Here is a 10,512-nt window from a genome sequence, read left to right on the forward strand (position 1 = left end):
CTCCCACCACACGTCGCCGTCGTCGGTCAGCGCGACGTTGGTGAAGACGGAGTTGCCGAACAGCGTCTTCATGGCGTGGGCCTTGCGGTGCAGCGCGGCGAGCCGGGTGCGGCCGCCGTCCCCGACGGCCGCCAGCCGGACGGGCCACGGGCCCTGCCGCAGCCGCGCGATGTGTTCGGCGACGCGCCCGGCGGCCCGGTCCAGCTCTGCGGCGGGGGAGAGGGAGCGCAGCTCGTCCGTGACGGCCAGCAGCGCCGCCAGATGCCCGGCCAGCTGGATGTCCAGCTCCTCCTCGCGGGAGCGGTGCGGGCCGTCATGGCCGATCTGCTCGGCCATGGTGTGCACCGACTTGCTGCGGATCGGTTCGTACATGGATGGCCTCCTGACGCTCAGGAGACCATCCTAACTTAGATTCTGTCTAAAGTTGGCTTCTGTGGATAAGTGCTCCGGCGTACAGGGTCGCGCGACAGCATGGGTGCGGGGCGTGCCGCCGGCGCTCAGTACTGCCCGTAGCCGTCCAGGAAGCGCCCGATCCGCTCCACCGCCTCCGTGAGGTCCTCCGCCCGGGGCAGGGTGACGAGCCGGAAGTGGTCGGGCTCCGGCCAGTTGAAGCCGGTGCCGTGCACGATCATGATCTTCTCGGCGCGCAGCAGATCGAGCACCATCTGCCGGTCGTCCTTGATCTTGTAGACCTTGGGGTCGAGCCGGGGGAAGGCATACAGCGCGCCCTTGGGCTTCACGCAGGTCACGCCCGGAATCCGGGTGAGCGCCTCGTACGCCGCGTCCCGCTGGGCGAGCAGTCGGCCGCCCGGCAGCACCAGGTCGTTGATCGACTGATGGCCGCCGAGCGCGGTGGCGATCGCGTGCTGGGCCGGGACATTCGCGCACAGCCGCATGTTGGCCAGGATCGTCAGGCCCTCGATATAGCTGGCGGCGTGCTCCTTGGGGCCGCAGACGGCCATCCACCCACTGCGGTAGCCGGCCACCCGGTACGCCTTCGACAGACCGTTGAAGGTCAGCGTCAGCAGATCGGGGGCGATGGCGGCGGTCGGGGTGTGCGTGGCGCCGTCGTAGAGGATCTTGTCGTAGATCTCGTCGGAGCAGACGATCAGCTGATGGCGGCGGGCGATCTCGGTCAGTCCGCGCAGCAGCTCGTCGTCGTACACCGCGCCCGTGGGGTTGTTCGGGTTGATGATGACGATGGCCTTGGTGCGGTCGGTGACCTTGCGCTCGATGTCGGCGAGGTCCGGCATCCAGTCGGCCTGCTCGTCGCAGCGGTAGTGCACGGCCGTGCCGCCGGAGAGGGAGACCGCGGCGGTCCACAGCGGGTAGTCCGGGGCCGGGACGAGCACCTCGTCGCCGTCGTCCAGCAGCGCCTGCATGGCCATCTGGATCAGCTCGGAGACGCCGTTGCCCAGGAAGATGTCCTCGACGTCGAGCGGGATGCCCTTGGTCTGGTAGTGCTGCATCACGGCCCGGCGCGCCGAGGGGAGCCCCTTGGCGTCCCCGTAGCCATGGGCGTCGCCCAGGCCGCGCAGCATGTCCTCGAGGATCTCGGGCGGGCACTCGAAACCGAAGGGGGCCGGGTTGCCGGTGTTCAGCTTGAGGATGCGATGACCTGCCGCCTCCAGCCGCATTGCCTCCTCGAGCACCGGGCCACGGATCTCGTAGCAGACATTCGCGAGCTTCATTGACTGGATCACCTGCATGTCGGCCACCCTAAACGGGCGCCCGAGCGGCTGCGCGGTGTTTTCGGCCACCCCCGCTCACCGAGGGTGACGGCCGTACGGGGCCCTCAACGCCGAGGCGCGCGCCGTACGGTGCGACCCGCCAGCACATCCGTACGGCGGCCGCCTTCGATGACGAAGCGGCCATCGATCAGCACATGGGGAATGCCGGTCGGCAGGGTGCGCGGGGCTTCGAAACTGGCGCCCGCGGCCACCGTCTCCGGGTCGAAGAGCACGAGGTCCGCGCGGTGGCCCACGCGCACCCGCCCCCGGTCCGGCAGTCGCAGACGGGCAGCGGGGCGTGATGTGAGGTGTGCCACGCATTCCTCCAGGGGGAGGACACCGAGCTCGCGCGCATAGTGACCGAGGTAGTGCGGAAAGGTGCCGTACGCGCGCGGATGCGGCTTCGCGCCGTGCAGAATCCCGTCGCTGCCGCCGGTGTGGACCCGGTGCCGCATGATCGCCCGGACGTTCTCCTCGTTGCCGACGTGCTGGAGCACGGTCGGGCCGAGCCGGTCCTCGATCAGCAGCCGGCGCGCGGTGGCGAACGGCTCTTCGCCGCGTTCGGCGGCGCTCCGCGCGACAGTACTGCCGACGTACCCCGACAGACGGGGATCGGCCACCCCGGAGACCTCGATCGTGTCCCAGTCGACCGGCACGCCGTGGCAGCCGTCCGAGCCCGTCACCTCCAGCGCGTGCCGGACGCGCGCCGCCGTCGCCCCGTCCCGCAGCCGGGCGAGCGTGGCCTCCGGCCCGCCCTCGGCGGCCCAGCTCGGCAGCAGCGCCGCGAGTGTGGTGCAGCCCGGCAGATACGGATACGTGTCCAGGCTGATGTCCACGCCCCGCGCGAGCGCCTGGTCGAGCAGCGCGAGCAGCTCCGGCGCGCGCCCCCGGTTCTCCGCGAAGTTCAGGGTGGCGTGCGCCAGGTGCAGGGCGCACCCCGCGTCCCGCGCGAGCTCGATCATCTCCTGGTACGCGGCGAGGGCCCCGGCGCCGTACGAGCGGTGGTGCGGGCAGTAGTAGCCCCCGTACCGCGCCACCACGCGGCACAGTTCGGTCAGCTCGCTGGTCGAGGCGTACATGCCCGGGGTGTAGGTGAGGCCGGAGGACAGGCCCACCGCCCCCTGTTCGAGGCCCTCGGCCACCAGTCGCCGCATGTGCTCCCGCTCGGCCGGGGTCGCCGGGCGGTCCGCCCAGCCGACGGCCAGCGCCCGTACGGTGCCCTGGGGCACCAGATAGGCGGCGTTGACGGCGATGCCCTCGCCGCCGAAGCCGTGGTCGAGGCGGTCGAGGTACTCGCCGACCGTGCGCCAGTCGAGGTCCAGGTCCCCACCGTCGCCGTTCCAGCCGGTGATCTGGGTGCGTATCCCGGCGAGCGTCCGGTCGTCGACGGGCGCGTACGACAGCCCGTCCTGGCCGATGACCTCCAGGGTGACGCCCTGGGCGGCCTTGGCCTCGTGCGCGGGGTCGCGCAGCAGCGCCAGGTCGCTGTGCGCGTGCATGTCGATGAAGCCGGGGCAGAGGACGAGGCCGGCGGCGTCGACGGTCCGCCCGGCGCCCGCGCGCGCCGTGGGCCGCGGCCCCGGGCCGTGGCGCTCGGGCCGGATCTCGGCGATCCGGCCGCCCGTGACCCGCACGTCCGCGCGGTAGCGGGAGCGCGCCGAGCCGTCGATCACGGTCGCGTCGCGGAAGACCAGTTCTGTGTCCATGCGGGCCCCTCGGGGTGCGCGGGCGTCAGAAGGCGGTGCGGGGCCGACGGGCGGCCGCAGTACGGTGCGAGGCCACCGGAGCGGGTGACCCCTGTCCGCGGCGCGCGGGCGTCAGAAGAACGTGCGCACGAAGTCCGTGACCGTACCGGCCTCGTCGACGACGGGAATCAACTGCCACTTGTCGAACGCCGTGCAGGGGTGCGACAGGCCCAGCCCGACCCAGTCACCGACCTCCAGCTCCGCCCCGTCCGCCAGATCGATCCAGGCGTGCTGGTCGGAGAGCTTGCGGACCGACAGACCGGTCGCGGGGCGCGTGGCGCCGTCCCGGGCGGACCGCACGACCTGCGGCTCCGGCAGGTCGAGGTCGTGGGCCGCGTCCCGCTTGCCCGCGTTGACGAACGCCTGTCCCGGCTCGGGCCGGGAGACCACCTGCGCCCACAGGCGCAGGGCGGGCCGCAGACCGCCCTCCTCGGGCAGCCGGTTGAAGGGCGTCAACCGGCGGTAGTGGCCGTCGTCGTGGGAGACGTACGCGCCCGAGCGCAGCAGCTTGAGCACCGGCCGGGACAGCTGCGGCAGTTCGGCGAACACCTCGGCCACGGTGTCGAACCACGCGCTGCCGCCCGCGCTGACGACGATCTCCTCGACGTCGCCGAAACGCTTCTGCTCGTCGAACTCCACCGCCAGGGCCGTCAGCCGGCGCAGCCAGGAGCGGACCGTCCCCACGTCCGCGGCGGGCACCTCACCCTCGTAACCGGCCACGCCCACGAGCCGCAGGGTCGGGGTCGCCGCCACGGCGTCGGCCACCGCGGCGCAGTCGGCCTCCGTACGGGCGCCGGTCCTGGCCCCGGGGCCGGCGCCCAGCTCCACCACGACGTCCAGGGGCCGGCGCGCCCCGCAGGCGGTGAGCGCGTCCGCCATCAGCTCCACCCCACGCACCGAGTCCACGTAGGTCACGCAGTGGAAGTCGGGGTCGGCGTCCAGTTCTCCGGAGAGCCAGCGCAGCGCCGCCGCGTCGACCAGCTCATTGGCGAGGAAGATCCGCTCGATGCCGAAGGCGCGGTAGACCCGCAGATGGGCCGGCACGGCCGCGGTGACGCCCCACGCGCCCTCGGCGAGCTGGCGTTCGAAGAGCTGGGGCGCCATGGGTGTCTTGCCGTGCGGGGCGAAGGCGAGGCCGTGTTCGGCGCAGTAGCGCCCCAGCAGCGCGAGGTTGTGGTCCAGCGCCTCGGCGGACAGCGTCAGTACGGGGGTGAGGAAGCCGCCGTCGAACAGCGACCGCCGCTGGGCCGCCAGTTCGCCCACCGTCAGGCCCTCGGCGTCCGGGGGCAGCCCCTTGAAGCGGTGGTCCACCCGCTCCTGAGCGAGCCTGCGCACGGCCGTACGGACGGAGGCAGCAGCCGTACGGGTTGAGCCTGCAGCAGTACGGGCTGAGCCGGCGGCCGTACGGACGGAACCTGCGCCCGTACGGGCGGAGTCGGCGGCGGAGGGGTCGGCGGCCATCGGGCCTCCTTCGAGAAGGCGTCGCGAAACCGTTGCGCTGTGTGCAACGCTCATTGCGTATATCGCTGACGGCTGTCTAACATCCCGGCAATCGCCGGGTCAATGGCGCGCGACTGACGAGGAGCGGCCCGATCGTGAGCACTAGCGGGGATGTCGACGCCGTCTGCCTCGGCGAGTCCATGGTCACCTTCGTGCCCCGCCGGCCCGGCCGACTCGCCGAGGTCACCGAGTTCGAACGGGGCGTGGGCGGCGCCGAGTCGAACGTCGCCTGCGCCCTGGCGCGCGCCGGCCACTCGGCGCGCTGGATCAGCCGGGTCGGCACCGACGCCTTCGGCGACCACCTCCTGGCGGCCGTCGCCGCCGCGGGTGTCGACGTGCGCGCCGTACAGCGCGACCCCGACCGCCCGACGGGCGTCTACTTCCGTACGGCGGGCGAGCGGCCCACCGCCCCCGCGGCACCGAGCGCCCCCACCGGGCCGCCGGCCGCCCCCGGTCTTCCGACGGCCGCTCCCGGGGCGCCGCCCGCCGATCCCGCCGAGCTCCCCGCCGAGGTGGTCTACTACCGCGCCGGCTCCGCCGCGGCCGCCCTGTCACCCGAACTCGTCAGCCGCGACCACGCCTGGTCCGGCCGCGTCCTGCACCTCTCGGGCATCACCGCGGCCCTGTCCGACGGCTGCCTCGCCCTGCTGCGCGAGCTGACCGTCCGCCGGTCCGGGCGCCCGCTCGTCTCGTTCGACGTCAACCACCGTCCCGCCCTGTGGCGGGGCAGGGCGGACGCCCCCGCCGTGCTCGCCGAACTCGCCCGCCGCAGCGACCTCGTGTTCGTCGGCGAGGACGAGGCCGCCGCCGTCTGGGGGCTGCACGGCGCCAGCGCCGTGCGCGCCGCGCTCCCCGAGCCCGCGGCCCTGGTCGTCAAGCACGGCTCCCGGGGCGCCACGGCCCATCTGCGGTCCCCCGACGGCTCCGAGGCCGTCGCCTTCGTGCCCGCCCTCGCCGTGGACGTCGTGGCCCCCGTCGGCGCCGGGGACGCCTTCGCGGCCGGCTACCTCTCCGCCACCCTGCGCGGGCTCCCGCTCGACCGGCGGCTGCGGCACGGTCATCTGATGGCCGCCGCGGCCCTCACCGTCCCCGGCGACCTCGCCCACCCGCCGCCGCGCGACCTCGCCGACCGCCTCGCCGCCCTGCCTCCCGAGAGCTGGGGCACGCTGCGGCTCCGACCCGGCTGGACGGACGGTGGCGGCCGGCGCCCCCCGGCCCCCGGGCCGCGGGACTCACCCGCGCGGGACTCATCCGCGCAGAACTCCCAGGCGAAGGAACACACCCACCCCATGAGCCGGACCGAGGAACGCACCCCATGAGTCAGACCGTCGACCGCGCCCTGACCATCCTGCCGCTGCTGGCGGCGGGCCCCGCCAACCTCGAACAGGTGGCCACCCGGCTCGGCGTGCACAAGTCCACCGCGCTGCGCCTGCTGCGCACCCTCGACGAGCACGGGCTCGTCTACCGCCAGCGGGACCAGCGCTACCGGCTCGGCGCCCGGCTCTTCGCCCTCGCCCAGGAGGCCGTCGAGAACCTGGACATCCGCGAGATCGCCCATCCCCACCTCGTCGCCCTCAACGAGAAGTGCGGCCACACCGTCCACCTCGCCGTCCAGGAGGACAACGAGGTGCTCTACATCGACAAGGTCGAGAGCCGCTATCCGGTGCGGATGTACTCCCGCATCGGAAAGCCCGTCGCGATCACCGTGGCGGCCGTCGCCAAGGTGCTCCTCGCCGACCTGCCCGAGCCCGAGCGGCGCGCCGTCGCCGAACGGCTGGACTACCCCCGCTACACCCCCCGCTCGACCCCGGACGCGAGCGCGTTCCTCGCCGAACTCGCGGCCGTCCGCGAGCAGGGCTGGGCCACCGACTTCGGCGGCCACGAGGAGTCGATCAACTGCGTCGGCGCGCCCATCCGCGGCACGGAGGGCCGCGCCGTCGCCGCGTGCTCGGTGTCCGCGCCCAACGTGGTGGTCTCCGCCGACGACCTGCTCGCCCTGCTGCCCCTGGTGCGCCGCACCGCCGACGCCATCAGCCGGGAGTACACCGGCCGGGCCCACTGACGTACGAGCCCGCCCACCGACGCACCGCCCCCGCCCGCTGACGTACGAGCCCGAACGCCCCGCCGACCCGCGTACGCCCCGCGCGTACGGCCGACCGAGGAGCCCTGCCATGAGCGAGAAGATCGCGATCACCCCGCCCACCCACACCACCCCGCCCGCGGCGTTCTCGCACGGCGTGCGCAAGGGCAACATCCTCCAGGTGGCCGGCCAGGTGGGCTTCCTGCCCGCCGTGCCGGGCCGGCCGCCCACCGTCGTCGGGCCGACCCTGCGCGAGCAGACCCTGCAGACCCTCGCCAACGTCGCCGCCGTACTGGAGGCCGGCGGCGCCACCTGGGAGGACGTGATGATGCTGCGCGTCTACCTCACCGACACCGAGCACTTCGCCGAGATGAACGCGATCTACGACGCGTACTTCGCCGATCTGCGGCAGCCCCCGGCGGCCCGCACCACCGTGTACGTCGGCCTGCCCGCCGGCCTGTTGATCGAGATCGACGCGCTCGCCGTCCTGGACTGAGCGGGCCGGCATGTCGCCCGCCGCAGCCGCAGGACCGCCTGCCGCGGCGCCACCGCACACCGGTGGCCTGCTCGCGCTGATACCCGGCACCGCCGGTCTGCTGACCGTCGCGGCCCTCGGTGTCGCCCTGCTGCTCTTCCTGATCATCAAGGTCAGGCTGCAGCCCTTCGTCGCGCTGCTCGCGGTCTCCATCGGCGTCGGCCTCGGCGCCGGTCTGTCGGTCACCGAGCTCTTCGGCACCGTGCAGCGCTCCGGCGCCGTCTCCCTGATCGAGTCCGGCATGGGCGGCATCCTCGGCCATGTCGCGATCATCATCGGGCTCGGCACGATGCTGGGCGCGATCCTGGAGGTGTCCGGCGGCGCGGAGGCCCTCGCGGAGCGGCTGCTCGGGCTGTTCGGCGAGCGGCGCGCGCCGCTCGCCATGGGGCTGACAGGACTGCTCTTCGGCATCCCCGTCTTCTTCGACGTCGGCGTCTTCGTCCTCGCACCGATCGTCTACGCGGCCGCCCGGCGCAGCGGCGCGTCCGTACTGCGCTACGCCATGCCCCTGTTGGCAGGACTGTCGATGACCCACGCCTTTCTGCCGCCGCACCCGGGGCCGGTGGCCGCCGCGGGACTGCTGAGGGTGGACCTGGGCTGGGTGATCGTGATGGGCGTCGCGGTGGGGTTGCCCGCCGTCCTGGCGGCGTGGGCCTACGCGGCCTGGATCGGCGAGCGCGTCTTCGTCCCGGTGCCCCGGGACATGGTGGAGGCGGTGGCCGAGGCGCGGGCCGCGATCGCCGCCGAGCACCCGGGGCGGGGCCCGGCACCCGTGCCGACGACCGGCCCTGAGCCGCCCCCGGAGCCGGACAAGGAGCCGCGCCCTGAGCCGGGGACGGAGGCCCGCCCCGCACCGGGTCCGCCCCCCGCGTCCGTCGGCACGGTCCTCGTGATCATCGGCACCCCGCTGCTGCTGATCCTGCTGGCCACCTTCTCCTCCGTCGCGCTCGACCCCAGCACCTTCCGCTCGGCCGTCGAGTTCCTCGGCCACCCCTTCGTGGCCCTGACCCTCGCCCTTCTGCTGGCGTACTACCTGCTGGGCATCCGCCGCGGCTGGTCGCGCGCCGCCCTGGAACGGGTGTCCACGGCCTCCCTCAAGCCCGTCGGCAACATCCTGCTGGTGGTCGGCGCGGGCGGCGTGTTCGGGGCGGTGCTCAAGGGCAGCGGGGTCGCTCAGGCCCTCGCGGACGCCTTCGACGACGCGGGTCTGCCGGTCGTCGTGCTCGCCTGGCTGATCGCGGTGGTGCTGCGGGTGGCCCAGGGCTCGGCGACCGTCGCGATCGTCACCACCGCCGGCATCGTGGCGCCCCTGGTGGCGACCGACGCGTACACCCAGCCCCGGCTGGCCCTGGTCATCATGGCCGTCTCCGCGGGCTCCATCTTCGCCTCGCACGTCAACGACGGCGGCTTCTGGATCGTCGCCAAGTACTTCGGCATCTCGGAGCGGGACACGCTCAAGTCCTGGACGGTGCTCGAATCCGTTCTGTCCGTGGCCGGCTTCGCGGCGGCGGCCGTACTGTCCCTGGTGGTCTGACGCCCTGTCCCTGGCGGCCCGATCACCGCACCTGGCCACCGCCCCGGGCCGGCGCGCCTGGCCACCGCACCGGGCCGGCGGAACGTTCCGCCGGCCCGGTACGCGCTCGCCGTACGGCGACGGTCAGCGCGTGCGGCAGTACTGGTTCTCCTTGCCGATGGAGCGGTACATGCAGTCGGCGTTCTCGATCAACTGCAGTACGGCGTCACGGTTGCGGCCGGTCTCCCGCTCGATGACCTCGTCGGGCGGGTAGAAGCCCCCGCCGCCCGCGCCCGCGGGATACATCTCGAAGGTGTAGCCGAAGATCTTGTGCACGCCCCAGAGCCAGTCGTCGATGGAGCCGTCGGTGATGTACAGATCGCTGGACTGCTCGGGGGTGTAGCCGTTGCTCGCCGCCATCTTGCGGCCCACGGCGGCGAAGGCGTCGCGGTCGTCCTGGGTGAGGCCGGGGGCGGTGTCCGCGTAGGTCCAGCCGTACGGCCACAGGACCAGCTCGCTGTAGGTGTGGAAGTCGATCGCGGCCTTGATCTGCTGCGTGCCGCCGACCACCCGGCCGCGGACGAAGTCGGCCACGACCTTGACCTCGGGCGCCGACTCGGGGGCCCGCCCGCGGTACGTCTCGGAGCCCGTGTTGCCGGAGGAGCCGCCGCAGCAGCCCCACTTGTAGTCCCAGTTGCGGTTCTCGTCGGTGCCGACGGCCGACGAGCCGCTGTTGGGCTGCCGGTTCTTGCGCCAGCTCCGGTACGAGCCGGTGGCGATGTCGTACTCGCCGCCGTCCGGGTTGAGGTCGGGGATGATCCACAGCTCGCGGCCGTTGACCGCGTTGGTGATCCGGGAGTCGGTGCCGTAGTCCTCGCCGAACTCGCGCAGCAGATACAGGGCCATCTCGACGGTGAGGTGCTCGCGCGCGTGCTGGTGGTGGGTGAAGAGCACCTCGGGCTCGTTCTCGTCGGTGGCGACATTGTCGCTGATCTTGATGGCGACCATGTCCCGGCCCTGGTACGACTTCCCGATCACCTTCTTGCTCATGATGGTCGAGTGGCGGGCGACGCGGGCGTCGATCTCGGCCATGGCCTCGGCGTAGTTGTGGTAGCGGGAGTCGGCCGGCGGGAAGTCGCCCGGCCGGGCCGGCTTGCCGTTCGACCGGTCCGGCGGGCCGGGCAGCGGGACCAGCCGGTGGCCGAGCGCGGCGACCGCGCGCGCCTGCCCGGCGTCTGCCGTGACGACCACCGAGCGGGCGTGGACCTCGTCGATCGAGACGCCGGTGGCGGCGACGGCGGTGCGTTCCGCGGCGGTCGCGGGGCCGGTCACCTCGTACTGCCGTACGTCCTCGTCGGGATCGGCGGAGCGTCCCGCCGCGGTGCCGGTGGTGTGGGGGGTGTGGGGGG

The 10,512-nt window shown here is 73.2% G+C and carries 9 protein-coding genes; 4 read left to right on the top strand and 5 right to left on the bottom strand.

Going from position 1 to position 10,512, the window contains the following annotated elements; translation table 11 throughout:
• From ACSNOD_RS22405 to ACSNOD_RS22420, 4 genes are all read right to left on the bottom strand, one after another.
• The coding region (locus tag ACSNOD_RS22405; RefSeq protein ID WP_436768806.1) for a phosphoenolpyruvate carboxykinase domain-containing protein at window positions 1-372 on the bottom strand (372 nt) is incomplete at its 3' end.
• A 125-nt stretch (window positions 373-497) separates the two neighbouring features.
• Window positions 498-1,709, bottom strand: coding sequence for a pyridoxal phosphate-dependent aminotransferase (locus ACSNOD_RS22410; protein WP_436768807.1), 1,212 nt, complete (start codon window positions 1,707-1,709; stop codon window positions 498-500).
• Window positions 1,710-1,795: 86 nt separating this feature from the next.
• Window positions 1,796-3,436 carry an N-acyl-D-amino-acid deacylase family protein gene (locus ACSNOD_RS22415; RefSeq protein WP_436768808.1) on the bottom strand — a complete coding sequence of 547 codons (1,641 nt, stop codon included), beginning with the start codon at window positions 3,434-3,436 and terminating at the stop codon, window positions 1,796-1,798.
• 111 nt (window positions 3,437-3,547) lie between these two features.
• Window positions 3,548-4,936, bottom strand: a complete 1,389-nt coding sequence (locus ACSNOD_RS22420) for an amino acid deaminase (RefSeq protein WP_436768809.1) — start codon at window positions 4,934-4,936, stop codon at window positions 3,548-3,550.
• Window positions 4,937-5,115: 179 nt separating this feature from the next.
• Here ACSNOD_RS22420 and ACSNOD_RS22425 point away from each other — a divergent pair, with 179 nt between their 5' ends.
• From ACSNOD_RS22425 to ACSNOD_RS22440, 4 genes are all read left to right on the top strand, one after another.
• On the top strand, window positions 5,116-6,294 hold the full coding sequence (locus ACSNOD_RS22425; RefSeq protein WP_436768814.1) for a sugar kinase: 1,179 nt from the start codon (window positions 5,116-5,118) through the stop codon (window positions 6,292-6,294).
• Window positions 6,291-7,037, top strand: coding sequence for an IclR family transcriptional regulator (locus ACSNOD_RS22430; RefSeq protein ID WP_436768810.1), 747 nt, complete (start codon window positions 6,291-6,293; stop codon window positions 7,035-7,037). The genes ACSNOD_RS22425 and ACSNOD_RS22430 overlap by 4 nt, the downstream gene beginning before the upstream one ends.
• Window positions 7,038-7,146: 109 nt before the next feature.
• Window positions 7,147-7,551, top strand: coding sequence for a RidA family protein (locus ACSNOD_RS22435; RefSeq protein ID WP_436768811.1), 405 nt, complete (start codon window positions 7,147-7,149; stop codon window positions 7,549-7,551).
• Window positions 7,552-7,561: 10 nt separating this feature from the next.
• Window positions 7,562-9,124 carry a GntP family permease gene (locus tag ACSNOD_RS22440; protein ID WP_436768812.1) on the top strand — a complete coding sequence of 521 codons (1,563 nt, stop codon included), beginning with the start codon at window positions 7,562-7,564 and terminating at the stop codon, window positions 9,122-9,124.
• Between the two features lie 123 nt (window positions 9,125-9,247).
• Here ACSNOD_RS22440 and ACSNOD_RS22445 read toward each other — a convergent pair.
• A partial coding sequence (locus ACSNOD_RS22445) for a M14 family metallopeptidase (RefSeq protein WP_436768813.1) occupies window positions 9,248-10,512 on the bottom strand: 1,265 nt, incomplete at its 5' end.

The organism is Streptomyces sp. URMC 123 (assembly GCF_051386515.1).
In the GTDB taxonomy this organism is placed as follows: Bacteria; Actinomycetota; Actinomycetes; order Streptomycetales; family Streptomycetaceae; genus Streptomyces.

What these genes read in the sequence shown, in the direction of transcription:
- ACSNOD_RS22410 (WP_436768807.1), bottom strand. Translation starts at nt 1,709, where the DNA reads ATGCAGGTGATCCAGTCAATGAAGCTCGCGAATGTCTGCTACGAGATC.
- ACSNOD_RS22415 (WP_436768808.1), bottom strand. Translation starts at nt 3,436, where the DNA reads ATGGACACAGAACTGGTCTTCCGCGACGCGACCGTGATCGACGGCTCG.
- ACSNOD_RS22420 (WP_436768809.1), bottom strand. Translation starts at nt 4,936, where the DNA reads ATGGCCGCCGACCCCTCCGCCGCCGACTCCGCCCGTACGGGCGCAGGT.
- ACSNOD_RS22425 (WP_436768814.1), top strand. Translation starts at nt 5,116, where the DNA reads ATGGTCACCTTCGTGCCCCGCCGGCCCGGCCGACTCGCCGAGGTCACC.
- ACSNOD_RS22430 (WP_436768810.1), top strand. Translation starts at nt 6,291, where the DNA reads ATGAGTCAGACCGTCGACCGCGCCCTGACCATCCTGCCGCTGCTGGCG.
- ACSNOD_RS22435 (WP_436768811.1), top strand. Translation starts at nt 7,147, where the DNA reads ATGAGCGAGAAGATCGCGATCACCCCGCCCACCCACACCACCCCGCCC.
- ACSNOD_RS22440 (WP_436768812.1), top strand. Translation starts at nt 7,562, where the DNA reads ATGTCGCCCGCCGCAGCCGCAGGACCGCCTGCCGCGGCGCCACCGCAC.